Source organism: Pseudomonas fluorescens, assembly GCF_018614655.1.
GTDB lineage: Bacteria > Pseudomonadota > Gammaproteobacteria > Pseudomonadales > Pseudomonadaceae > Aquipseudomonas > Aquipseudomonas fluorescens_BX.
In genome coordinates this window covers 8,965-34,254 of sequence record NZ_JAGGOG010000012.1, presented here as the reverse complement: position 1 = coordinate 34,254, position 25,290 = coordinate 8,965, and the positions used below count along the sequence as shown (strand labels likewise).

Annotated in this window: 20 protein-coding genes; 12 read left to right on the top strand and 8 right to left on the bottom strand. The window is 59.4% G+C overall.

Translation table 11 applies throughout. The features are described from left to right. Window positions 1-742: 742 nt before the first annotated feature. On the bottom strand, window positions 743-2,218 hold the full coding sequence (locus J7E41_RS12140; RefSeq protein WP_155586424.1) for an inorganic phosphate transporter: 1,476 nt from the start codon (window positions 2,216-2,218) through the stop codon (window positions 743-745). A gap of 369 nt (window positions 2,219-2,587) precedes the next feature. Beyond that, window positions 2,588-2,788, bottom strand: coding sequence for a hypothetical protein (locus tag J7E41_RS12135; protein ID WP_169357768.1), 201 nt, complete (start codon window positions 2,786-2,788; stop codon window positions 2,588-2,590). 672 nt (window positions 2,789-3,460) lie between these two features. On the opposite strand from J7E41_RS12135, the gene pcaR reads away from it, so the two are divergent. The 11 genes from pcaR (at window position 3,461) to pcaC (ending at window position 14,224) form a co-directional block, all read left to right on the top strand. Beyond that, complete coding sequence (pcaR, locus tag J7E41_RS12130) at window positions 3,461-4,303, top strand: pca regulon transcriptional regulator PcaR (RefSeq protein WP_169353259.1); 843 nt, start codon at window positions 3,461-3,463, stop codon at window positions 4,301-4,303. A 165-nt stretch (window positions 4,304-4,468) separates the two neighbouring features. After that, window positions 4,469-5,815 (top strand): MFS transporter, encoded by a 1,347-nt coding sequence (locus tag J7E41_RS12125; RefSeq protein WP_214993199.1) that lies wholly within the window; start codon window positions 4,469-4,471, stop codon window positions 5,813-5,815. 147 nt (window positions 5,816-5,962) lie between these two features. After that, window positions 5,963-6,820 (top strand): CoA transferase subunit A, encoded by an 858-nt coding sequence (locus J7E41_RS12120; protein ID WP_214993197.1) that lies wholly within the window; start codon window positions 5,963-5,965, stop codon window positions 6,818-6,820. Further along, window positions 6,820-7,599, top strand: coding sequence for a CoA-transferase subunit beta (locus tag J7E41_RS12115; protein WP_214993195.1), 780 nt, complete (start codon window positions 6,820-6,822; stop codon window positions 7,597-7,599). The genes J7E41_RS12120 and J7E41_RS12115 overlap by 1 nt, the downstream gene beginning before the upstream one ends. Further along, window positions 7,596-8,801, top strand: coding sequence for a 3-oxoadipyl-CoA thiolase (gene pcaF / locus J7E41_RS12110; protein ID WP_214993193.1), 1,206 nt, complete (start codon window positions 7,596-7,598; stop codon window positions 8,799-8,801). The genes J7E41_RS12115 and pcaF overlap by 4 nt, the downstream gene beginning before the upstream one ends. Window positions 8,802-8,829: 28 nt before the next feature. After that, entirely contained in the window at window positions 8,830-9,534 is a 705-nt protein-coding gene (pcaH, locus tag J7E41_RS12105) for a protocatechuate 3,4-dioxygenase subunit beta (protein ID WP_214993191.1), read from the top strand. 1 nt (window position 9,535) lies between these two features. After that, window positions 9,536-10,102 (top strand): protocatechuate 3,4-dioxygenase subunit alpha, encoded by a 567-nt coding sequence (gene pcaG / locus J7E41_RS12100; protein ID WP_214993190.1) that lies wholly within the window; start codon window positions 9,536-9,538, stop codon window positions 10,100-10,102. 208 nt (window positions 10,103-10,310) lie between these two features. After that, entirely contained in the window at window positions 10,311-11,606 is a 1,296-nt protein-coding gene (locus J7E41_RS12095; RefSeq protein WP_214993189.1) for an MFS family transporter, read from the top strand. 48 nt (window positions 11,607-11,654) lie between these two features. Continuing rightward, window positions 11,655-13,019, top strand: a complete 1,365-nt coding sequence (locus J7E41_RS12090; protein WP_214993188.1) for a 3-carboxy-cis,cis-muconate cycloisomerase — start codon at window positions 11,655-11,657, stop codon at window positions 13,017-13,019. A gap of 10 nt (window positions 13,020-13,029) precedes the next feature. Next, window positions 13,030-13,821: a 3-oxoadipate enol-lactonase gene (gene pcaD / locus J7E41_RS12085; RefSeq protein WP_214993187.1), complete on the top strand. Its 792-nt coding sequence runs from the start codon at window positions 13,030-13,032 to the stop codon at window positions 13,819-13,821. A gap of 10 nt (window positions 13,822-13,831) precedes the next feature. After that, the gene (pcaC, locus tag J7E41_RS12080; RefSeq protein ID WP_178123646.1) at window positions 13,832-14,224 is read left to right on the top strand and encodes a 4-carboxymuconolactone decarboxylase; all 393 of its coding nucleotides are present in this window, start codon (window positions 13,832-13,834) and stop codon (window positions 14,222-14,224) included. A 357-nt stretch (window positions 14,225-14,581) separates the two neighbouring features. Here the strand turns inward: pcaC and J7E41_RS12075 are convergent, their stop codons facing one another. The 5 genes from J7E41_RS12075 to emhA all read right to left on the bottom strand — a co-directional run bounded on the left by J7E41_RS12075 (window position 14,582) and on the right by emhA (window position 22,908). After that, on the bottom strand, window positions 14,582-15,481 hold the full coding sequence (locus J7E41_RS12075; protein ID WP_214993185.1) for a polysaccharide deacetylase family protein: 900 nt from the start codon (window positions 15,479-15,481) through the stop codon (window positions 14,582-14,584). 85 nt (window positions 15,482-15,566) lie between these two features. Next, entirely contained in the window at window positions 15,567-16,817 is a 1,251-nt protein-coding gene (locus J7E41_RS12070; protein WP_214993184.1) for an OprD family porin, read from the bottom strand. A 308-nt stretch (window positions 16,818-17,125) separates the two neighbouring features. Next, a complete protein-coding gene (adeC, locus tag J7E41_RS12065; RefSeq protein ID WP_214993183.1) occupies window positions 17,126-18,583 on the bottom strand; it encodes an AdeC/AdeK/OprM family multidrug efflux complex outer membrane factor in 1,458 nt (485 codons plus the stop codon). Next, on the bottom strand, window positions 18,580-21,747 hold the full coding sequence (locus J7E41_RS12060) for an efflux RND transporter permease subunit (RefSeq protein ID WP_214993182.1): 3,168 nt from the start codon (window positions 21,745-21,747) through the stop codon (window positions 18,580-18,582). The genes adeC and J7E41_RS12060 overlap by 4 nt, the downstream gene beginning before the upstream one ends. Before the next feature lie 3 nt (window positions 21,748-21,750). Further along, the gene (gene emhA / locus J7E41_RS12055; RefSeq protein ID WP_214993181.1) at window positions 21,751-22,908 is read right to left on the bottom strand and encodes an efflux RND transporter periplasmic adaptor subunit EmhA; all 1,158 of its coding nucleotides are present in this window, start codon (window positions 22,906-22,908) and stop codon (window positions 21,751-21,753) included. A 265-nt stretch (window positions 22,909-23,173) separates the two neighbouring features. Here emhA and emhR point away from each other — a divergent pair, with 265 nt between their 5' ends. Continuing rightward, on the top strand, window positions 23,174-23,806 hold the full coding sequence (gene emhR, locus J7E41_RS12050; protein WP_214993179.1) for an efflux system transcriptional repressor EmhR: 633 nt from the start codon (window positions 23,174-23,176) through the stop codon (window positions 23,804-23,806). 429 nt (window positions 23,807-24,235) lie between these two features. Here the strand turns inward: emhR and J7E41_RS12045 are convergent. Further along, on the bottom strand, window positions 24,236-25,290 hold a 1,055-nt coding region (locus J7E41_RS12045), incomplete at its 5' end, for an Ig-like domain-containing protein (RefSeq protein WP_251029468.1).

The window sequence follows — 25,290 nt, the reverse complement described above, 5'->3', positions numbered from 1 at the left end:
TTACAGCGACTCACTTTGCAAAAGCGGCAAAGTAAGCAAAACGCTCTTGCCCCACCACTCGGTGCCTCGCCTAGGCTCGGCATGCCCTCACTCCGGCATTGCTCCGTGGGCCGCCGCAATGGGCCATCCCTGGCCCAGTGCGGCTAAACCGGCGTCCTGCCGGTTTACCCACGGATCAATGCCTACGTTCAGCCAGCGTGGTTTAACGGGGCGCCCAAGATCAAAAACAAAGCGAGGCGGCCTAGTAGCCGACCTATTCTTTGAAGCATCTGCGTTTCTTCCTCCCCACCCTCGCGTAGCAGCTGTCGAGCACCAGCGAGGCTGCGTGCTCTTGATCTGCTTTTGATCTTGATCTTGATCTGAGGCGCCCCGTTAAACCACGCTGGCCGAATGCAGGTATTACGCAGTGGGTAAACCGGCAGGACGCCGGTTTAGCCGCGTTGGGCCATGGATGGCCCGTCGCGGCGGCCCACGGAGTAATGCCGGAGTGAGGGCACGCCGAGCCCTGGCGAGGTGCCGAGTGGTGGGGCAAGAGCGTTTTGCTTACTTTGCCGCTTTTGCAAAGTGAGTCGCTGTAAAAGCGAAACCAATAGCAGCCGTAACCGCAGCAACGGATATGTACTCAACCAACCAACCAACCAACCAACCAACCAACCAACCAACCAACCAAGCAACCAAGCAACCAAGCATAAAAAAAGGTACGACCCTCACAGGTCGCACCTCTTTTATCGCAGCCGAACTATCAGCTACCCAATGCCTTGGAAGCCAACCAGAACAACCCGGCCGACAAGGCCACAGTCGCCGGTAGCGTCAGTACCCAAGCCATCAGAATGGTCTTCACCGTACCGCCTTGCAGCCCACTCTTGTTGGCTACCATGGTCCCTGCCACACCCGACGACAACACGTGAGTGGTCGAAACAGGCAGGCTATAGATGTTGGCCAGACCAATCATAGTGGCGGTAGTGATCTGCGCCGACATGCCCTGGGAATAGGTCATGCCTTGCTTGCCGATCTTCTCGCCAATGGTCAGTACCACACGCTTCCAGCCCACCATGGTGCCCAGGCCAAGGGCCAGGGCCACGGCCAGAATCACCCAGAACGGAGCGTATTCGGTGGTGGCGGTCAGGTCTTTGCGCAGTTTGTCCAGGTCGGATTTCTCTCGGGCGTCAAGACCAGGCAATTTGCCGACTTTTTTCGCCGTGTCGTCCAGGCAGAGCAGGTAGCGACGCACTTCAATGCGGTGATCGGAGGTCAGAGAATGGTAGTCGGAGACGCCCTTCAATGTACCGAGCAGGGCGTTGATGGTGGGTTCGGTCTGTTGCGGGTTGCAACGGAACTTGCCCGGCAGGTCGTCTTTGACGCTTTTGCCCAGGGCGAGGAATTCGCCTAGGGTTTCGTGGTTACGCTGGTAGAACTGATTGAGGTGCAGGGTGGCGTCGCGTGTGCGCTCGATCTGGTAAGTGGTGCTGCCCAGATCGAGTACGAACTGCGCGGGCACGATACCAATCAGCACCAGCATGATCAGGCCGATACCTTTCTGACCGTCGTTGGAACCGTGCACGAAGCTCACGGCCATGGCGGAAATCACCAGCACCAGCCGGTTCCAGAACGGTGGGTGTTTCTTGTCGTCCAGTTTGCGGCGTTGGTCCGGAGTCTTGTGCATCTTGGACAGCGGACGCCACCACTTCAGGCCGATCAGCACCAGGGCTGCCACCAGGAAGCCGGCCATGGGCGAGAACACCAGCGAGGCGCCGATATCCACGGCCTTCTGCCAGTTGACCCCGTCAGCCAGTGGGATGTCGTTGATCAGGGCGTTGGCCAGGCCGACACCGAGGATCGAGCCGATCAGGGTGTGGGAGCTGGACGCCGGGATCCCGAAATACCAGGTGCCCAGGTTCCAGGTGATCGCCGCCGCCAGCAATGAGAAGACCATGGCCAAGCCGTGGCCGGTATTCACATTGATCAGCAACTCCACCGGCAGCAAATGCACGATGGCATAGGCGACACCTACGCCGCCGAGCAATACGCCGAGGAAGTTGAATACCCCGGAGAAGAACACGGCCAGGTGAGGTGGCATGGCTTTGGTATAGATGACTGTGGCCACCGCGTTAGCGGTGTCATGAAAGCCATTGATGAACTCGAAGGCGAGGACAAAGGCCAGGGCGAGCAACAGGCTCACTAGAACCCAAGCATCCAGTCCGCTGAATAAATCGATCATGAAGGTTTTCTGACCCGGTCGTAAGGGGGCGCGATTATGCCAGAAAACCTTGGTAATCGATGCACTAGCTGCTCATCGGTAACATTCTTCAACGAAAAAGTTTGTGGGACGGGCACAGATCCCAGGGTTTACGGGGCTTTGGCAAGTCATTGATTTATAAAGCCAAGGCCCGATCTGTCGGGATGTGGCAGGTGTCAGGATAACGTCTGAAACAATCGTATGAAATTTCGACAAGACAGGGGCGGGCGCCTGCTGGAGGGTTTGCCGAAGCAGTTGTGAGGGCAAATATAAAGGTGCAAGCGGGATGTCCTCCCGGCCGCCATGCGTTGGCGGGGAGGTGGCGAACCCAGGGGACTCAACCCGAAGCGCTTATGGCTCTTCGGTTTTGAGGTCCTGTTCGATCTTTTGAATTTCCTGTGCAAAAGCCTGGTCCAGCAGGCTGGCCCGTTTGCGCCATGGCTTGCGCTCAGGTTCTGGCTGGGCGGCGTAGGTGGTGACTTCCCCGCCGTAAACATCCTTGTAACGTTGTTCCTGGCGCTCAAGTTCCGCGCGCAGTTCGTCTTTCGTCACATTGTTACCTAATTGAGTTGAGTTTGATTCCAGTGCTGCACAATGCCAGAAAGTCGGCCTCGGGTTCTCATCACATTGAACGGCCAGGCTGCTCAGTATTTGAGGGTACACGCGATAAACCACTTCTTTATTGCAGGCGGTCACAGCACCGGAGAAGAACAGCTGTCGTAGCAGCCGTTTTCTTACAGGTCGCAGTAAATAGGCAAACATTTGAAATGAGTGTCAGGTACTTGCGACGATGGGTGCATAAAGCAGGTACACGACCTACGGGGAATGGTGCGGGGTTTGAGGCCCATTCACATCCTCGCAGGATGCATTATAGCGATGCATTTGAATAACACTATCACCGGCAAGTTAAAAATCGTCAACTTTGTGTGAGAGTTTTGTTACGTATAGAGGTGGGTATTTCCAAAGTTCGGGTGCGGTACTTGCTTACTCTTCGACAAACAGCAGTTCAGGCAATTACTTCATTCATCCAATCACTGACTCGAAGAGTCGGGTGGCTTCAACCCCGTGTGGTGAAGCCGATCGGCCTGACCTGAAAAAGGACGGTCTCGGAAAATTGCGATTATCGAATGATCGTCCGATAATCGCCCAATGTTGACGGCCCCGCCTTGTGTATCGATTGCCAGGCGGCTTGTAATAGCGGTTGAATCTTGAGAAGGACCTGAAATGAACGATCAATTGCGCAACTCCTTCGCGTCAGTGGCGCCACCGATCGTTGCCTCTCCTGCCAAGCGCATCCAGGCGTTCACCGGTGATCCGGATTTCATGACCTCTCTGGCCCGTGGCCTGGCAGTGGTACAAGCGTTCCAGGAACGCAAGCGTCACCTGACCATCGCCCAAATCAGCCATCGCACGGAAATTCCCCGCGCTGCTGTACGCCGTTGCCTGCATACCTTGATCAAACTTGGCTACGCCACCACCGATGGACGCACCTATTCGCTGCTGCCCAAGGTTCTGACCCTCGGCCATGCCTATCTTTCCTCCACGCCTTTGGCGGTTTCCGCTCAGCCTTATCTGGATCGCATGAGCGAGCAGCTCCATGAAGCCTGCAACATGGCGACCCTGGAAGGTGACGACATCCTTTATATCGCCCGTTCGGCGACCACCCAGCGACTGATCTCCGTCGACCTGTCGGTGGGCGGGCGCTTGCCGGCTTATTGCACGTCCATGGGCCGGATCCTGCTGGCGGCGCTCGATGATGCCTCGTTGCAGGACTACCTTGATCACGCCGACCTGCAAACCAAGACCAGCCGCACCGTGACCACGCCCCAAGCCTTGCTCGAATGTTTGCAACAAGTGCGTCAGCAGGGGTGGTGCATCGTCGACCAGGAACTGGAGCAAGGCCTGCGTTCCATCGCGGTGCCGGTGTATGACGCCTCGGGCCAGGTACTGGCCGCGCTGAATGTCAGCACTCATGCCGGGCGGGTCAGCCGCAGCGAGTTGGAGCAGCGTTTCCTGCCGAGCATGCTCAGCGCCAGCCGTGAATTGAGCACCCAGTTGTTTGCTTAAGCTGTTCGGTGACCGCACAGATCCCGGTTTGATGAATTGACGATGTTTCCTCTGGCTCATTAATGTCGCGGCAGCGCATTTGACCGCGATGGTTCAAATCGCACCCCAATAATAATGATGAGGCTCAGCCTCGTTCGCCCGCCCCTTGGTGTGGAAATAAAAATAATGAATCAGCCTTCTCCTGCTGTCGGCACGTGCCTGGACGTGCAGTCCTTTATCAATGCCCAGCCGCTGTCGCGTTATCAGTGGCGGGTGGTGATCCTGTGTTTCCTGATTGTCTTTCTCGATGGCCTCGACACCGCGGCCATGGGCTTTATCGCGCCGGCGCTGTCTCAAGATTGGGGCATCGACCGTGCCAGCCTGGGACCGGTGATGAGTGCCGCGTTGATTGGCATGGTGTTCGGTGCACTGGGTTCCGGCCCATTGGCTGACCGCTTTGGCCGCAAAGTGGTGTTGGTCGGTGCGGTGCTGGTGTTTGGCGCCTTCAGCCTGGCTTCGGCCTACAGCAGCAACGTTGATCAACTGTTGGTGCTTCGCTTTCTTACCGGCCTGGGCCTGGGGGCGGGCATGCCGAATGCCACGACCTTGCTGTCGGAATACACCCCGGAGCGTCATAAGTCGCTGCTGGTGACCAGCATGTTTTGCGGCTTCAACCTGGGCATGGCCGGTGGCGGGTTTATTTCGGCCAAGCTGATTCCTGCTTTTGGCTGGCACAGTCTGTTGATGATCGGCGGCATCTTGCCGTTGATCCTGACGGTGGTGTTGCTGGTATGGCTGCCGGAGTCGGCGCGGTACCTGGTGGTGCGCAACCGCGGTACCGACAAGGTGCGCAAGACGTTGTCACCCATCGACCCGGGCATCGTCGCCCAAGCGTCCAGCTTCAGTGTCCCCGAGCAGAAGACCGTCAAGGCCCGCAACGTATTTGCGGTGATCTTCTCCGGCACCTACAGCGCCGGCACCTTGCTCTTGTGGCTGACGTACTTCATGGGCCTGGTGATTGTGTACCTGCTGACGAGTTGGCTACCGACCCTGATGCGCGACAGCGGCGCGAGCATGGAGCAGGCCGCGTTTATCGGCGCGCTGTTCCAGTTTGGCGGCGTATTGAGCGCCGTCGGCGTCGGCTGGGCGATGGACCGGTTCAACCCCCACAAGGTCATCGGCACCTTCTACTTGCTGGCCGGGGTGTTTGCCTACGCAGTGGGGCAGAGCCTGGGCAACATCACCTTGTTGGCGACCCTGGTGCTGATCGCCGGCATGTGTGTCAACGGTGCGCAATCGGCCATGCCGTCCCTCGCCGCACGGTTCTATCCGACCCAGGGGCGCGCCACGGGCGTGTCATGGATGCTCGGTATCGGCCGTTTTGGTGCGATTCTCGGGGCATGGATGGGCGCGACCTTGCTGGGCCTGGGCTGGAACTTCGAGCAAGTATTGACCGCGTTGGTGGTCCCAGCCGCAGTGGCGACCGCCGCAGTGGTGATCAAGGGTATGGTCAGCCATGCGGATGCGACCTGACAGCAATCGATAGCTTGCCAACAATCTGTTCGATAATCGAACACTCAGTCGATTATCGGATTGTTTGGCTTTTTCTCCCAGCTTAATCTTCAAGCACTTCGGCGCCATCCACGGCGCCTTTTTCGATCCAACCGGGAGCCCAACCCCATGGCTGAAATCCTATCGCTGGCTGATGCGGTGAAGCAGTTCGTCAATGACGGCGATACCGTCGCGCTCGAAGGCTTTACCCACCTGATCCCTACGGCGGCAGGTCATGAAATCATTCGTCAGGGCAAGAAAGACCTGACCCTGGTCCGCATGACGCCCGACCTGATCTACGACCAACTGATCGGGGCCGGCTGCGCACGCAAGCTGATTTTCTCCTGGGGTGGCAACCCGGGGGTGGGTTCCCTGCATCGCCTGCGGGATGCGGTAGAGAAGCAATGGCCACAGCCGCTGGAGATCGAAGAACACAGCCATGCTGACCTGGCCAATGCCTACGTCGCCGGTGCCTCCGGCTTGCCATTCGCGGTGTTGCGGGCGTACGCCGGTTCCGACCTGCCCAAGGTCAATCCGCTGATCAAGACCGTGACCTGTCCGTTCACCGGCGAAGTGCTGGCCGCGGTACCGTCGGTACGCCCGGACATCACCGTGATCCACGCACAGAAGGCCGATCGCAAGGGCAACGTGTTGCTCTGGGGCATTCTCGGGGTGCAGAAAGAAGCGGCTCTGGCGGCCAAGCGCTGCATCGTCACTGTTGAAGAAATCGTCGATGACTTGAATGCGCCGATGAACGCCTGTGTGCTGCCGACCTGGGCCCTGACTGCTGTTTGCCACGTACCCGGAGGCGCGCATCCGTCCTACGCACACGGTTACACCGAGCGCGATAACCGTTTCTATCAAGCCTGGGACCCGATCGCTCGGGACCGTGGGACTTTTACCGCCTGGATCGACGAATACATCCACGGCACTGCCAACTTCAGTGAATTCCAGGCCAAACTGGCTGCCGCGCAGGAGGCCAAGTAATGGCTTACTCAACCAACGAGATGATGACCGTCGCCGCCGCGCGCCGTCTGAAGAATGGCTCGGTATGCTTCGTCGGCATCGGCCTGCCGTCCAAGGCCGCCAACCTGGCCCGCTTGACGTCGTCACCGGACGTGGTGCTGATCTACGAGTCGGGCCCGATTGGCGCCAAGCCTTCGGTGTTGCCGCTGTCCATCGGTGACGGCGAACTGGCGGAAACCGCTGATACCGTCGTCCCCACCGGTGAGATCTTTCGCTACTGGTTGCAGGGCGGGCGTATTGATGTCGGCTTCCTCGGTGCGGCCCAGGTGGACCGTTTCGGCAATATCAACACCACCGTGGTGGGGGATTATCACCAGCCCAAAGTGCGCCTGCCGGGTGCCGGTGGCGCACCGGAGATCGCCGGCTCCGCCAAGAGCGTGCTGATCATCCTTAAGCAATCGGCCCGTTCGTTTGTCGACAAGCTCGATTTCATCACCTCGGTGGGTCATGGCGAAGGTGCAGACTCGCGCAAGCGTCTCGGTCTGCCAGGCGCGGGCCCGGTAGGAATCATTACCGACCTGTGCATCATGGAACCGGAGGAGGGCAGTCACGAATTTGTAGTGACCGCGTTGCACCCGGGCGTGACCCGTGAGCAAGTAGTAGCGGCCACCGGTTGGGCGATTCGTTTTGCCGACCAGGTCAGCACCAGCGCCGAACCCACCGAAATCGAACTGACCGCCCTGCGCGATCTTGAAGCCCGCACGGCCGCCGCCCACGGCCAAACTCCCGGAGAAGCGTGATGCGCGACGTATTTATCTGTGACGCCATTCGTACCCCCATCGGCCGTTTCGGCGGTGGGCTGTCCACCGTGCGCGCCGATGACCTGGCGGCACTGCCGATCAAGGCGCTGATGGAGCGTAACCCGTCTGTGGACTGGAACGCTGTCGACGAAGTATTCCTCGGCTGCGCCAACCAGGCCGGTGAAGACAACCGCAACGTGGCCCGCATGGCGCTGCTGCTGGCCGGCTTGCCGGAAAGCATTCCCGGCGTGACCCTCAATCGGCTGTGCGCTTCGGGCATGGACGCCATTGGCACCGCGTTTCGCGCGATTGCCAGCGGCGAGATGGAACTGGCGATTGCCGGGGGCGTCGAGTCGATGTCCCGCGCACCGTTCGTGATGGGCAAGGCCGATGCCGCGTTCTCGCGCAACATGAAGCTGGAAGACACCACCATTGGCTGGCGTTTTATCAACCCGTTGATGAAGGCCCAGTACGGCGTCGATCCGATGCCGCAGACGGCTGACAACGTGGCCGACGACTATAAAGTCTCCCGCGTCGATCAGGACGCTTTCGCCTTGCGCAGCCAGCAACGTACCGCTGCCGCACAAGCTGCCGGTTTTTTCGCCGAAGAAATCGTTCCGGTGCGTGTCGCCCATAAAAAAGGCGAAACCGTGGTCGAGCACGATGAGCATCCACGGGCCGATACCACGCTGGAAGCCTTGACCAGACTCAAACCGGTCAATGGCCCGGACAAGACGGTCACCGCCGGCAATGCCTCCGGTGTGAACGATGGCGCCGCCGCGCTGATTCTTGCGTCTGCCGAAGCGGTGAAAAAACATGGCCTGACTGCGCGTGCGCGGGTGTTGGGCATGGCCAGCGCCGGTGTTGCTCCGCGTGTGATGGGTATCGGTCCCGTGCCTGCGGTGCGCAAGTTGGTGGAACGCCTGGGCCTGGCCGTCACCGATTTTGATGTGATCGAACTCAACGAAGCCTTCGCCAGCCAAGGCCTGGCGGTACTGCGTGAACTGGGGATCGCGAACGACGCACCTCAGGTCAACCCGAACGGCGGCGCTATCGCCTTGGGTCATCCACTGGGTATGAGCGGTGCGCGTCTGGTACTGACGGCCCTGCATCAGCTTGAAAAAACCGGTGGCAGTAAAGGCTTGGCGACCATGTGTGTCGGCGTTGGCCAAGGCCTGGCGCTGGCCATTGAGCGCGTCTGAGAACCTTAAGAACAATGAGGATTGATTCATGAGTGACAAGCCCGGTTACCGGCGCCCGCAAGCGGGTACTCAGCCTGACTACCTGCACCCGGCCTACCAGTCGACGAACCTGCGTTCGCCGTCCAAACCGTTGGTGTTTTTGCCCCATTCCTTGTCGGAAATCACCGGCCCGACTATCGGCGCTGAAAACCTGCAAGAGAAGGACAACGACCTGACCGCCCAACACGCTGGCGAACCTCAGGGCGAGCGCATCATCATTCACGGCCGCGTGCTGGATGAAAACGGCCTGCCCGTTCCCGGCATTCTGGTGGAAATCTGGCAGGCCAACGCCGCCGGTCGCTACAACCACAAGCGTGATGTGCACGATGCGCCGCTGGACCCGAACTTCACCGGCACCGGCCGCACGGTCACCGATGCCGATGGCTGGTACCAGTTTCAGACCATCAAGCCCGGCGCCTACCCGTGGGGTAACCACCACAATGCCTGGCGCCCGGCGCATATCCACTTCTCGCTATTCGGCCCCAGTGTCCTGACACGCCTGGTGACCCAAATGTATTTTCCGGGCGACCCATTGCTGGCCTACGACCCGATTTACAACTGCGTTCCAGACACCTCGGCCAAAGAACGCCTGATTGCCAGCTTCGACCTGGAAAAAACCATTCCGCACTATGCCCTCGGCTACCGCTGGGACATCGTCCTGCGCGGCCGCGATGCCACGCCGATGGAGAAATAAGATGACCCTCAACGCGACTACGTCCCACACCGTCGGGCCCTATTACCACATCGGCCTGACCTGGCTGAACCGCGAAGACCTGACCGTTCCCGACACCCTCGGCGAACGCGTGGCGATTACCGGGCAAGTGGTGGACGGTAATGGCGACTTCGTCAACGACGCCATGCTGGAAGTCTGGCAGGCCAATGCTGCCGGCAAATATGACCACCCTGAAGATGAACAGGACAAAGCGCTGGACCCGAACTTCGAAGGTTTTGGTCGGGTGCCGGTGGACGCCGAAGGACGGTTTCGGTTTACCACGATCAAGCCGGGCAGCGTGCCGGGGTTGAAAGGTACGACCCAGGCGCCGCATTTGGTGGTGCTGGTGTTTGCCCGTGGGCTGGTGAAACATTTGTTGACGCGGATTTATTTTGACGGTGATGCGGCGAACGGGGATGACCCGTTGTTGGCGTGCGTGCCCGAGGAGCGGCGGGACACGTTGATTGCCAAGGCTGATGCGCAGGGTGTGTATCAGTGGAATGTGATCTTGCAGGGCACAGACGAAGAGACGGTGTTCTTTGATTATTGAGTTCCTGTAGGAGCGAGCTTGCTCGCGAAGATCGTCAACGATAACGCGGATTTTCTGATAAACGCGGTGTCCTTGAGTTCTTCGCGAGCAAGCTCGCTCCTACAGGGATGAGGCCCGTCCAGGCAACACATATCCAAAAGTCTGCTTGCGGAACATGGTTGTTGCAAAGTATGTCTAGGCTATAACCGTTCCCACTGAGTGAAAAACCATGACAACAAAAACGAGTTACTACACCGGAGAAGAACGCAGCAAACGGATTTTTGCCATCGTCGGTGCGTCCTCAGGCAACCTGGTCGAATGGTTCGACTTCTACGTTTATGCCTTCTGCGCCATCTACTTCGCCCCGGCGTTTTTCCCCTCGGACGATCCCACGGTTCAACTGCTCAACACCGCCGGTGTGTTCGCCGCCGGCTTCCTGATGCGTCCTATCGGTGGTTGGCTGTTTGGCCGGGTGGCCGACAAGCACGGTCGCAAAAACTCCATGATGATCTCGGTGCTGATGATGTGCGCCGGCTCCCTGGTCATTGCCTTTTTGCCCACTTATAAAGACATCGGCGCCTGGGCCCCGGCCTTGCTGCTGGTGGCGCGGCTATTCCAAGGGCTTTCGGTAGGCGGCGAATACGGCACCACCGCGACCTACATGAGTGAAGTCGCTCTCAAGGGCCAACGTGGTTTCTTCGCCTCGTTCCAGTACGTGACTCTGATCGGCGGGCAACTGCTGGCGGTGTTGGTGGTGGTGATCCTGCAACAGATCCTCACCGAAGAAGAGCTGCGGGCCTGGGGCTGGCGGATTCCATTCGTGATCGGCGCCATTGCGGCGGTGATTTCGCTGTTGCTGCGCCGCACGCTGAAAGAAACCACCAGCAAGGAAATGCGTGAAGACAAGGACGCCGGCAGCATTGCCGCGTTGTTCCGCGACCACAAGGCCGCCTTCATCACCGTACTCGGCTACACCGCCGGCGGTTCGCTGATCTTCTACACCTTTACCACCTACATGCAGAAGTACCTGGTGAACACCGCCGGGATGCACGCCAAGACGGCCAGTTACATCATGACCGGTGCGCTGTTCTTCTACATGTGTATGCAACCGCTGTTCGGCATGTTGGCGGACAAGATCGGTCGGCGTAATTCGATGCTGTGGTTCGGCGCCCTGGGTACGCTGTTGACCGTGCCCATCCTGCTGACCTTGAAAACCGTCACCAGCCCGTTCCTGGCCTTTGTGCTGATCACCCTGGCGCTGGCCATTGTCAGTTTCTACACCTCTATCAGCGGCCTGGTGAAAGCGGAAATGTTTCCGCCACAAGTGCGTGCGTTGGGTGTGGGCCTGGCCTATGCGGTGGCTAACGCGATCTTCGGTGGTTCGGCGGAGTACGTCGCCTTGGGTCTCAAGTCCTTGGGCATGGAAAACACCTTCTATTGGTACGTCACCGCCATGATGGCGGTGGCCTTCCTGTTCAGCTTGCGCCTGCCGAAACAGGCGGCGTATTTGCACCACGATCTGTAAACGGTGGGCGCATGCCTCTGGAAGGCATGCGCCACCGGGGGATGGTTTATGACATTGCGCACGAGCAATCAGTTGTTCGACGCCTATTTCACGGCCAATAGCATGGCCGAGGTGTTCTGCGATCAAGGGCGCCTGCAGGGCATGCTGGATTTTGAGGCCGCGCTGGCTCGGGCCGAGGCTCAGGTGGGGGTGATTCCGCAAGCGGCCGTCGCGCCCATTGCCCAGGCATGCCTGGCTTCGCTCTACGACGTTGATGCCCTCGGGGAAGCAATTGCCACGGCAGGGAATTCGGCGATTCCGTTGGTCAAGGCGCTGGGCAAGCTGATTGCCAGTGAAGATGCCGGGGCCGAACGTTATGTGCACTTGGGCGCCACCAGCCAGGATGTGATGGACACCGGCCTGGTGCTGCAATTGCGCAATGCCGTGGCGCTGATCGAAAGCGACCTGTCACGCCTGGGGGAAATCCTTGCGCTACAGGCGGTACGTTACGCCGCGATTCCATTGGCTGGCCGCACCTGGTTGCAGCATGCGACGCCCGTCACCCTGGGCATGAAAATCGCCGGTTGGCTGGGTGCGGTGACTCGCAATCGACAACGTCTCACGCAGCTCAAGCCTCGTTTGTTGGTGCTGCAATTTGGCGGTGCCTCCGGAACCCTGGCGGCCTTGGGTGAACAGGCGATGCCCGTGGCCGAAGCATTGGCCGCCGAGCTGCAACTGAGCTTGCCGGAGCAACCTTGGCACACCCAGCGCGATCGGCTGGTGGAGTTTTCCTCGGTACTGGGTTTGATCGCCGGCAGCCTGGGCAAGCTGGGCCGGGACATCAGCCTGCTGATGCAGACCGAAGCCGCGGAAGTGTTCGAGCCGTCGGCTCCCGGCAAGGGGGGGTCCTCGACCATGCCCCACAAACGCAATCCAGTGGGTGCCGCTGTTCTGATCAGCGCCGCGACCCGTGTCCCCGGTCTGGTGGCGACAATGTTCAGCGCCATGCCCCAGGAACACGAGCGCAGCCTGGGCCTGTGGCACGCGGAGTGGGAAACCTTACCGCAGATTTGCCGATTGGTGTCCGGTGCCTTGCATCAAGCGTTACTGGTGAGCGAAGGCTTGGAGGTGGACGCTGAACGCATGGCGCAAAACCTCGACCTGACACAAGGCCTGGTGCTGGCCGAAGCCGTCAGTATCGTCCTCGCCCAGCGCCTTGGCCGTGAAACCGCTCACCATTTATTGGAGCAGTGCTGCAAACGGGCAGTTGCCGAACATCGCCATCTGCGTGCGGTGCTCGCCGATGAGCCACAAGTGATTGCCGAGCTGTCGTCCGTCGAACTTGATCGCTTGCTGGACCCGGCGCATTACCTGGGCCTGGCCCGCACCTGGGTCGCCCGCGCGGTGGCCGAACATGTTGCATTGATTGCCTGAGGAGGCTGCTGTGGGATTTGTACAACTCGCCGATGGCGAACTGAACTACCAACTGGATGGCCCTGAAGACGCACCGGTATTGGTGCTGTCCAACTCGTTGGGTACCGACTTGCATATGTGGGATACCCAGATTCCGGCCTTCGCAGAGCATTTTCGGGTGCTGCGTTTCGACACCCGCGGGCATGGCAAATCCCTGGTCACCGAAGGGCCCTACAGCATCGAGCAACTGGGCCGGGATGTTTTGGCGCTGCTGGATGCACTGCATATCGAACGGGCGCATTTCTGTGGGCTGTCCATGGGGGGGCTGATTGGGCAATGGTTGGGCATTAACGCCAGTGAACGCCTCGAGCGTCTGGTGGTGTGCAATACGGCGGCGAAGATCGGTACGCCTGAGGTGTGGAACCCTCGGATTGAGATGGTCCTGCGGGATGGCCCGGCGGCGATGGTTGCGTTGCGCGATGCCTCGATTGCTCGCTGGTTCACTGTAGATTTTGCCGAGGCCCATCCCCATCAGGCCAAGCTGATCACCGACATGCTCGCGGCCACATCGCCCCAAGGTTATGCCGCCAACTGCGCGGCGGTACGTGACGCCGATTTCCGCGAGCAACTGTCGTCGATCAAGGCGCCGACGCTGGTGATTGCCGGTACCGAAGACGCGGTCACACCGCCGTCCGGTGGGCACTTTATCCAGGCACATGTGCGGGGCGCCGAGTACGCCGAGTTCTATGCCGCGCACCTCTCCAACGTGCAAGCCGGTGCCGCGTTCAGCGACCGGGTGCTGGAATTTCTGTTAGCCCGCTGAGGAGTCTTTTGTGGACGAGAAACAACGTTACGCCGACGGCCTGCAAGTGCGTCGTGAAGTGCTGGGTGATGCCCATGTCGACCGTAGCCTGAATGCCCTGACCGAGTTCAATGCTGAGTTTCAGGAAATGATCACCCGTCACGCCTGGGGTGATATCTGGACCCGCCCGGGCTTGCCCCGGCACACCCGTAGCCTGATCACCATCGCCATGCTGATCGGCATGAACCGCAGTGAAGAGCTGAAGCTGCACCTGCGGGCCGCGGCCAGCAACGGCGTGACCCGGGCCGAGATCAAGGAAGTGCTGATGCAGAGCGCGATCTACTGCGGGATTCCGGCGGCCAATGCGACCTTTCATCTGGCGGAATCGGTGTGGGATGAGCTGGGGGTTGAGTCGCGAGAGTGAGGCTTAGTGCCATGCCTCTGAAGGTCTTTGAAAAAACAGGTCAAGTAAGAACGAGCACTGAGCGAATACTTTTTGGCGTTCGGTTGTCCTGTAGATACCGTCTTGCGCGTCACTAGGCAAGAGCCCTGTCAGGTCATACATTTGGCCCGTTGTAGCCGCTGCCGAGGCACGAGGCTGCGATAAGGGCCGAAGGACCTTCAGCGGTTTCAAGACCTGGCGACTGCTGTGCAGCCGATCGCAGGCTGCGCCAGCGGCTACAGGTGATCGGCAGCGGCTACAAAAAGCAGATAGCCCCCTCGCCACAGGTTCGGCGTTAGCCGTAAGGCTGTTTTTCAAAGGCCTTGAAAGGGATGAGGCTCAGTGCGAGTCGGCACTCCACACCCAATTCCACACGCCAGGGAGGTGCACCACTTCGTTGACGTCCTTCACCGTGCGAGCCGTGGCTGCGCGCTCTAGTGCCTCGCGATTGGTGTAAAACGCTGGCTCGGCAGTGCGCACGCCCGTGGCTTGGGCACTGTCCATCAGGATCTGCAAGTACTCCTGCAGATGCCGCGCGGTATAGCGGTTGATGTCATGAAAGGTCACCACCACCGGTATCACGCCGTCTACCGTCGGTAATTCACCCTGGGCGATCAATTCGCGCACCTGCGACAGCTGCCGCAGCAGATTGGCCCGTCGACGCGGGCTGCCATTGAAGCCCCAGATCTTGCCGTCATTGGCGCTTAAATCCGTCAGCAATACGTGCATGCCGTGGCGCTGGTAGGCAGCGAAGGTGCGCCGGTCATAGTTCCAGAACGGCGGGCGTACCAGGGTGGGCGGCGCACCGGTGATCGAGGCAATATCGGTCACGCCCTGGGTGAGGGTGCGTTCAAGCTCCGCGTCGTTCAGCCAGCGGTGGTTGGTATGAAATGCCGTGGCGGTGTGGAATGCCAGGATATGCCCACCTGCGTACTCACGCTCCATGGTCTTGCGACCCCGGGAGCTGCCGCCTGAGCGAGCCGCTTCGGTCTGCAGGAAAAATACCGCTTTGATGCCCGGCAACACGGGGTTGTTCGCCAGATCAGCGACCACCGAACGGCTTGGGTTGTTATAGCCCGAGGCACTGGGGCCATCATCGAAGGTCAGCAGAAAACGGATCGGCGCCTGAGCTTGCAGGCGTTGTTCGGTCTGTGGTGTCAGGGCGATGGGGGCGCCGATGCAGCCGCTGAGGCTCAAGACAAGGGCAAGCAGAGCGGACGTAAGGACGAAGAATTTCATTGTGTAGGCCGGGCTCATCGGGAGACCGCCGCTGAGTCAGCTCAGCAGCGGCAGGCGCGCACCATACAACAAGGTCGCCGTGGGTTTACAGCAGACTTATCGGGTAGCTGACGATTAACCGGTTTTCATCAAACTCGTTGTTGTTGTAGTCGCGGCGCATGCTGGAGTTGCGCAGTCGTACGTTGAGGTTTTTCAAGGTGCCACTTTGCACGGTGTAGGCCACCTCACTTTCCCTGCCCCATTCCTTGCCGTCGGTCACGGTGCCGCTGTGCACGTTGCTGCCGCTGATATAGCGGTTCATTACTGTCAGGCCCGGAACGCCGAGCGCCGCAAAGTTGTAGTCGTGGCGCACTTGCCAGGATTTCTCCTGGGCGTTGTCGTAGCTGGCGTTGTAGCTGTCGTTGGCCAGGGTGCCGCCGCTGGTGCCGTTGACGCGCATCCAGGCGCTGTTGCCGGTGAGTTTTTGCAGGCCGACATAGAAGGTGTTGCCACCGTACTTGGCCGAGAACAGGCCGGACCAGGTTTTATTGTCCAGGCTGCCTGCGCGGGCGCTGCCGTCGTCCTTGCCGTAGAAGAACCCGAGGTTGGCGCCCAAGGTCCAGTCACCCACAGGCTGGCTGTGGATCAGGTTGAGGTATTGCTGGCTGTAGATGTCCTTGAGCTGGGCGTTCCACACGCCGACCTGTGTGCGCTTGTCATTGAAGGCGTATTCGGCGCCCTGGAAGTTGAAGCGGTCCGAGGTGAACGCCGTTTTACCGAACATCGACATGTCGGTCATGCTGCTGTCGTCCCGCGGGCTGTTGGCGCGGAACTGGCCACCGTAGAGGGTCAGGCCGTCGATCTCTTTGGAGGTGATCTGCCCGCCGCGCAAAGTTTGCGGCAGCGAACGGCCGTCGTCGGAACGCAGGATCGGCAGCACGGGCATCCATTCGCCGACCTTGAGTTCGGTCTTCGATAACCGGGCCTTGAACGCCACTCCCAGGCGGCCGAAGTCATCGGCAGGTCGCCCGTCATGGTCCAGCGGCAACAATTGAGTGCCGCCAGTACCGCGCCCGCCATCCAGTTTCAGCGAGTACAACCCCAACACGTCCACGCCGAAGCCTACCGTGCCCTGGGTAAAGCCTGACTTGGCATCGAGAATAAAACTTTGCGTCCACTCCTGCGCACCGCCCTGGGCCTTGGTCGGGTTGGTGTAATTACGGTTGAAGAAGAAATTGCGCAGGTTGAGGTTGGCGCTGGCGTCTTCCAGGAAACCGTGTTCTTCAGCCATGGCCGGAAGAGCGAGGCTGGCGACGGCGGTGGCCAACAACAACTGACGGGCGGGGAGGGTGCTCATGGAGTCGGGTCTCTCTAATTGTTAGGGATGAAGCAGGGTGTTGCCGCAACGAGGGTCGCAGACAAGATTCAATCCTGGGGAAAACGGGCGGCTGTCGTCAGCCGGAAAGCGCGGTGTGGGCAGTCATGATTGCGTACCTGTTGTTATTGGTTTTGCAGGTGCGGGCCATGGTGCGGGGCAGCGGTGCCAGGATTCAATCGGCTCGGGCGGGTTTTGGGCGGTGATCGAACGAAAGTAGCCAGGCGCTGCACCGGATGCTGGAAAACAAAAAGCCCACCAAAAGGTGGGCTTCTATTTTTGCGGTGTTATCAGAACAACTTTAACGTCGGCGCTTCTTCTTTCAACGGCTCATTTTTCGCCGTCTGTTCGTTCCAGCCACCACCCAGTGCCTTATACAAAGTCACTTCGCTGGTCAGTTGTGCCAGGCGGTCGGTGATCAGCGTTTGCTGGGCACTGAACAGCTGACGCTGGGCGTCGAGGAAGGTCAGGTTGCTGTCGATACCAATGCGGTAGCGACGCTCGGCCAGACGGTAGTAGTCCTGGTTGGCGGCGACGAAATCACGCTGGGCCTGCAACTGTTGGTTGTAGGTCGCGCGTGCTGTCAGGCCGTCGGAGACTTCCTGGAAGCCGGTCTGGATCGCTTTCTCGTAGGTCGCGACGTTGATCTCTTTCTGGATTTTCGAGTAATCCAGGCTGGCGCGCAGGCTGCCAGCGTTGAAGATCGGAATGTTGATCTGCGGCGCAAACGACCAGGTGCCCGAGCCACCCTTGAACAGGCCGCCGAGGTCCGGGCTCAGGGTGCCGGCGTTGGCCGTCAGGCTGATGCTCGGGAAAAACGCAGCCCGTGCCGCGCCAATGTTGGCGTTGGCAGCCTTGAGATTGTACTCGGCTTGCAGGATGTCGGGACGACGTTGCAGCAGGTCCGAAGGCAGACCGGCCGGTACTTCGCTCAACAGGTCATCAGCCAATGGGCGGCTGACAAGGTTTGCCGGCAGGCCGGTGCCCAGCAGCAGGGTCAGGCTGTTTTCGTCCTGGGCCACCTGGCGAGTGTAGCGTGCCAGTTGAACCCGGGCGCTTTCCACCGAGGTACGCGACTGGCTCAAGTCCAGAGCCGAGGCCACGCCGACTTCGTTGCTGCGGGAGGTGAGCCGGTAGCTCTCCTCATACGCACCCAGGGTGTCCTGGGTGAGTTTCAGCAGTTCCTTGTCGGCCTGCCAGGTCAGGTAGGCGTTGGCCACGCTGGCCACCAGGCTGATCTGAGTGCTGCGGCGCGCTTCTTCGGTCGCGAAGTACTTCTGCAGCGCTTCTTCGCTCAGGCTGCGAACCCGACCGAACAGGTCAAGTTCATAGGAGCTGACGCCGAGGGTGACCGATGCCGAACTGGTGATGCTCTCCGAACCCGTTGACGACATATTCGCCGGCATACGCTGGCGACTGCTGCTGCCATTGGCCGAAACCGCCGGGAACAGGTCGGCGCGCTGGATGCGGTACTGGGCAGCGTAGGCGTCGATGTTCAGGGCCGCGACACGCAGGTCACGGTTGTTCACCAAGGCAGTCTGGATCAGCTGTTGCAGGGCAGGGTCATGGAAAAACTGCTTCCAGCCTTGCTCGGCAGCGGCCTGGCCCGGTGCCTGGGCCGACGAATACGCCGGCCCCTGCGGGAACTGCGCGGCCACCGGCGCTTCGGGGCGCTGATAGTCAGGTATCAGCGAGCAGCCACTGAGCACGAATGCCGTAACTGCCAGGGAAAGTAGCGACTTGCTCATCGGCCAGCCTCATTGTGTGGAGTTTCAGTGTCATCCGGTTTGTCCGCATCTTTCCTGCGGCCCATGGACGATACCGTGACGAAGAACAGTGGTACCCAGAAGATCGCCAGGATGGTGGCGGTGATCATACCGCCGATCACTACGGTACCGATGGCGTGTTGGCTTCCCGAACCCGCGCCCGTGGAGATGGCCAGCGGCAGCACGCCGAGAATAAACGCCAGGGACGTCATGATGATTGGACGCAGACGCATGCGGCAGGCCTCAATGGCGGCCTCCTGCAAGCTCTTGCCCTGTTCATGAAGGTCTTTGGCGAACTCGACGATCAGAATGGCGTTTTTCGCCGCCAGACCAATGGTGGTCAACAGACCCACCAGGAAGTATACGTCGTTGGACAGGCCGCGCAGCGTGGTAGCCAGCAGTGCACCGATAATCCCCAGAGGCACTACCAGAACGACCGCGATCGGAATCGACCAGCTTTCGTACAGCGCCGCCAGACACAGGAACACCATCAGCAACGACAGGGCAAACAAGGCGGGTGCCTGGGAGCCTGCCAGACGTTCCTCGTAAGACAGGCCGGTCCAGGAGATACCGACACCTTTTGGCAGTTTCGCGGCGATGCGCTCGACTTCCGCCATGGCCTCACCGGTACTGTAGCCCGGCGCCGGAGCCCCGAGAACCTCCATTGCTTCCACACCGTTGTAACGGGCCAGTTTCGGCGAACCGTATACCCACTCACCCTTGGCGAAGGCAGAGAACGGCACCATGGTTCCGGCGCTGTTGCGCACGTACCATTTCTTCAGGTCTTCCGGACTCATGCGAGAGTTGTCGCGACCTTGCAGGAACACCTTCTTCACCCGACCGCGGTCGATGAAGTCGTTGACGTAGCTACTGCCCAGCGCAATCGACAGGGTGTTGTTGATGTCGGACAGGGTCACGCCCAGGGCGCTGGCCTTCTCGTCGTCGATTTCCAACTGGTATTGCGGCTCGTCGTTCAGGCCGTTTGGACGGACCTGGCTGAGGATCTTGCTTTGCGCGGCCATGCCCAGGAACTGGTTACGAGCTTCCATCAGCTTCTCATGGCCGATACCGGCACGGTCTTGCAGGAACACGTCGAAACCGGTGGCGTTACCCAGCTCCAGTACGGCCGGAGGAGCAAAGGCGAACACCATTGCATCGCGGAAGCTGAAGAAGTGCATCTGTGCGCGTTGGGCCAGCTTGAATACGCTGTTGTCAGCGTTACGTTCGTCCCATGGCTTGAGCATGATGAACGCCATACCCGAGCTCTGGCCACGACCGGCGAAGTTGAAGCCTGTCACCGTAAACACGGAGCTCACCGCGTCGCCTTCACCGCCGTCTTTTACCGGGCGCAAGAGGTACTCGCGCATTTCGTCGACGACCACCTGAGTACGCTCGGCACTCGAGCCGGCTGGCGTCTGGACCTGGGCAAACAGCACGCCTTGGTCTTCTTCCGGAAGGAACGAGGACGGGATACGCAGGAACATCCAGATCATGCCCGCGAAGATGATCACGTAGATCAGCAGGTACGGTGCCTTGTGCCGCAGGATATTGCCCACGCCACGCTCGTAGCTCTTCACGCTGCGGTCAAAATTGCGGTTGAACCAGCCGAAGAACCCGCGTTTTGGAGTGCCGTGTTCACCCTTGGGAATGGCCTTGAGCATGGTGGCGCACAGGGCAGGGGTGAAGATCAGGGCGACCAGTACCGACAGCGCCATGGCCGACACGATGGTGATCGAGAACTGTTTGTAGATTACGCCGGTGGAGCCGCCGAAGAACGCCATCGGCAACAGTACGGCCGACAGCACCAGCGCGATACCCACCAGCGCACCCTGGATCTGCCCCATCGATTTGATGGTGGCATCCTTGGGTGACAGGCCTTCCTCACTCATCACCCGTTCGACGTTCTCCACCACGACGATGGCATCGTCCACCAGCAAGCCGATAGCGAGCACCATGGCGAACATGGTCAGGGTGTTGATGCTGAAACCGAAGGCTGCGAGGATCCCGAAGGTACCCAACAATACCACCGGTACCGTCATGGTCGTGATCACGGTGGCGCGGAAGTTCTGCAGGAACAGGAACATTACCAGGAACACCAGCACGATCGCTTCGACCAGGGTTTCAACTACACCCTTGATCGACTCGGTCACCACCGGAGTAGTGTCGTACGGGAATACCACTTTCATCCCAGCAGGGAAGAAGGGTTCCAGGTCGGCGATGGTCTGGCGCAGCGCTTTTGCGGTGTCCAGGGCGTTGGCGCCGTTGGCCAGCTTCACTGCCAGACCGGAAGCCGGGCTGCCGTTGAACTGGGCGCTGATGCTGTAGTTTTCACCACCGAGGCCAACATCGGCCACATCACCGACGCGCACTTGCGAGCCGTCAGCATTGACCTTGAGCAGGACTGCCTTGAACTGCTCGGCAGTCTGCAGGCGGGTCTTGCCAATGATCGTGGCGTTCAGCTGTGTGCCCGGTGCTGCCGGCAAACCACCCAGTTGCCCGGAGGACACCTGGACGTTCTGTGCGGCAATGGCGTTCTTCACGTCGACCGGAGTCAGGTTGAAGTTGTTCAGCTTGGCCGGGTCGAGCCAGATACGCATGGCGTACTGGGCACCGAAGACCTGGAAGTCACCGACACCGGCAGTCCGCGAGATCGGGTCCTGCATGTTGGACACGATGTAGTTGGACAGGTCGTCCTTGGACATGCTGCCGTCGGTGGATACCACACCGATCACCAGCAGGAAGTTTTTCACGGCCTTGGTGACGCGGATACCCTGTTGCTGCACTTCTTGAGGCAGCAGTGGGGTGGCCAGGTTCAGCTTGTTCTGCACCTGAACCTGAGCGGTGTCCGAGTTGGTGCCTTGTTCGAACGTAGCGGTAATGGTCATGCTGCCGTCGGAGTTACTTTCCGAGGAAACATAACGCAGGTTATCGATACCGTTGAGCTGCTGCTCGATAACCTGCACCACGGTGTCCTGCACGGTTTGTGCAGAGGCGCCTGGGTAGGTCACGGAGATGGCGATCGCCGGTGGGGCGATGCTCGGGTATTGGTTAATGGGTAACTTGAGGATCGATAGAGCACCGACCAGCATGATCACCAGGGCGATTACCCAGGCGAAAATCGGACGGTTGATGAAAAAGTTCGACATGGTTTACTCCCCTTTGCCGCCCGCAGCTTTATCAGTTGCCGGGGCAGGGGCCGGGTTTGCTGCCTTTACGTTAGTGGCTTCGGTGGCCTTGACTTCAACGCCAGGACGGACGAATTGCAGGCCTTCCGTGATCACGCGATCACCGGCTTTCAGGCCATCTTCGATCAGCCACTGGCTGCCAACAGTACGGCTGGCCTTGAGCTGACGCAGTTCGACCTTGTTGTCCGCACCGACGACCAATGCAGTCGGGGTGCCTTTGAGGTCACGGGTCACACCCTGTTGCGGGGCGAGAATCGCCGCACTGTTCACACCGGCCTGCAATTGCGCGTGGACAAACATGCCCGGCAGCAGGGTGTGGTCAGGGTTGGGGAACACGGCACGAATGGTCACGGAACCTGTGGTTTCGTCGACCGAGACTTCCGAGAATTCCAGCTTGCCGTCGAGGCTGTACGCGCTGCCATCTTCCAGGGTCAGCTTGACCTTGGCCGAATTGTCACCGGCTTTTTGCAGGCGACCGCTTTCCAGCTCGCGGCGCAACTCCAGCAGTTCAACCGAGGACTGGGTGACGTCGACGTAGATCGGGTCCAGTTGCTGGATCACCGCCATGGCGTTGGTCTGGCCGTTGCTGACCAGGGCGCCTTCGGTGACCGAGGAGCGGCCGATACGGCCGGTCAGCGGTGCGTAGACCTTGGTGTAGCGCACGTTGATATCGGCGCTTTGCAAGTTGGCTTCCGATGTCAGGCGGTTGGCGACGGCAGTGTCGTATTCCTGGCGGCTGACAGCCTGTTCATTGACCAACTGCTTGTAGCGATCGGAAATCGACTTGGTCTGTTGCAGGTTGGCCTGGGCGCTTTTCAGAGTGGCCTCATAGACCGACGGATCAATCTGATAGAGCTGCTGGCCTTCCTTGACGTCGCCGCCTTCCTTGAACAGGCGCTTGAGAATGATGCCGTTGACCTGAGGACGGACTTCCGCGATGCGGTAAGCCGTGGTGCGGCCCGGGAGCTCGGACGTCAGGGTGAAGGCTTGAGGTTGAATGGTGACCACGCCGACCTGAGGGGTTTGAGCGGGCGGAGCCGCTTCTTCCTTTTTACATCCGCTGAGCAGCGATGCCAGGGCGACGGCAGTGACCAGAGCGGTAACAGCTGGCTTAAGTTGCATGAAGATCCTCGGGTCAGGCGCGCAGAGTGCGCACAAGAATGGTGGAAGGGTAAAAAACAGGCACTGAGTGGATAAGTAGCTTGCTACGCAATATACTTACGTTCATGGTTGTTTGTAAACTCTTGACAGGCGTCCAGGATTCGTAACAAAGGAGCCTCGAAAGCCATGATTTTAGTACGTTCGAAGCCCTTGAAGGCCTCGTCCCATAATTATTCAGATGATCCTTAGCGATCACCCCATGTGTTCTGATTGAGGTTTTACTGCCATGGTCCGTCGTACCAAAGAGGAAGCTCAGGAAACGCGCAAACAGATACTTGAAGCCGCCGAGCAAGCCTTTTACGAGCGCGGGGTTGCGCGTACCACCCTGGCGGATATCGCGGCGTTGGCCGGTGTGACGCGCGGTGCCATCTACTGGCATTTCAGTAATAAGGCCGACCTGGTGCAGGCGATGCTCGACACCTTGCATGAGCCGCTGGACGAAATGGCCAGGGCCAGCGAGAGCGAGGACGAAGTCGACCCGCTGGGCTGTATGCGCAAGCTGCTGATCCATCTGTTCCATCAAGTGGCCCTGGATCCGAAAACCCGGCGCATCAATGAGATTTTGTTTCATAAGTGCGAATTCACCGATGAAATGTGTGATCTGCGCCGTCAGCGTCAGACGGCCAGCCTTGAATGCAATTTGCGCATCGGGTTGGCCCTGCGTAACGCGGTCCATCGCGGGCAGCTACCGGAAAACCTCGACACCGTACGTGCGGCGGTGTGCATGCATGCCTATATCGACGGGATCCTGGGCCAGTGGCTGCTGGTACCGGACAGTTTTCAGCTACACCAGGAGGCTGAACGTTGGGTCGATATCGGGTTGGACATGCTGCGCTTGAGCCCTGGGCTGCGCAATTAAGACAAAATGCGTAATTGAGTCTAGTTGTGTCAACAGTAAAGACTCAAGACACTCAATCGAACCTGCGCGTAATTTTCTGGGGTGAGGTTATACGCCAGGTTGATACGTAGCCGGCTAAGTATTTTGTAGCGATATTGTTGCAAGGCTGTGAAGGAGTGTTTCCCCTCGCCTTTGTAAGAGTGAACTTGCTTCGGGCGCCGTCTCTCCTGCGGGTTCAAGCGCAAGCTGTTACTGAGCAGTGAATATCTTTGTCTTCCTTAGGGCGTTGAGATGCGGCGCATGTCTCGTTGAGATTCAAGCGCCTCAGGTTCCGCGCCTTCCTTGAAGGGCGACTTCATTACCAATCAAGGCGTTGCACCATGAAAAAAGCCGGCAGTCCCAAACGAGGCTGCCGGCTTTCAGTTGTCATCAGATCACGCTACTGGGTCATTACGCCGCGTGAGTCAGTTCTTGCTCCAGAGGCAGGCTCGGAATTGCTACCCAGGTATTGATACCACCCTCGGTTTCAACAACGACGCTCAGGTCCAGCTCTGGATGTATATCGTTGATGGAAGGCAGCGTCATTTCATCGGCAAACAACTCGCCCGATGCATCCTGTAGCAAGTCGGACAACGACAGAGCCAGGGGCATCACGTCACTGGTGGTGTCGTCTTGTACTGCGGTCATTAATATTGATTCATCAATGCCAATGTGCAGAGTGAAAGGCACCGAGTCGCTTACACCATCGGATACAGTGAACACATTGTGACCAGAAGCCAGCGAGCGGTTGCTATCTATACCCACTTCCCATGTACCGTCTGACTGCACTACACCGCTACCGACCAGCAAGCGATTTCCACCAGTGCTCACAAACAAAAACACCGGCGCATCCGGTTCACCACGGCCGTGGAAGACTGGCCGATGCTCGTCAGTGGCGCTACCGTCGGCAATCATTCCCGTCATCGGGCCTGTCTGGTCAAACGCTGACTCGATCACCAACGTTGCCGCTTGCGGGGCGTTGATCACGGTCAACACGAACGGGTCGGACATCACACCATCCCCTCCCACGGTGAAAACGTGTTCGCCTGGTGCGAGGGCACGTGGCGAGAGCAAGCTCCAACTGCCATCTTCATCCACCACGGCACTCACCATGTACCTGCCGTCTACGTACAGGGATACCGTGGTGTTCGGTTCTCCACGACCCAGCAGCGTCGGCCGCGCGTCGTCGGTGATAGCACCATTGCCAATCAAGCCAATGTCGGCACCGATATTGTCCACAGCAGATTCGATTACTGGTTTGCCGGAGGTCGCTTCGATCACGTTCAACACGAACGGTTCCGAACGCTCGCCGTTGTTGTCCGTTAGCGTAAACACGTGATTACCTGGCGACAGAAAAACCTGATCGCTGATCGTCCAGTTGCCGTTCGCATCTACCAGGGTAGTAGCAAGGCGAGTGTCGCCCTCATAAAGGTAAATGCGAATACCTGGTTCGCCCTTGCCGGAGA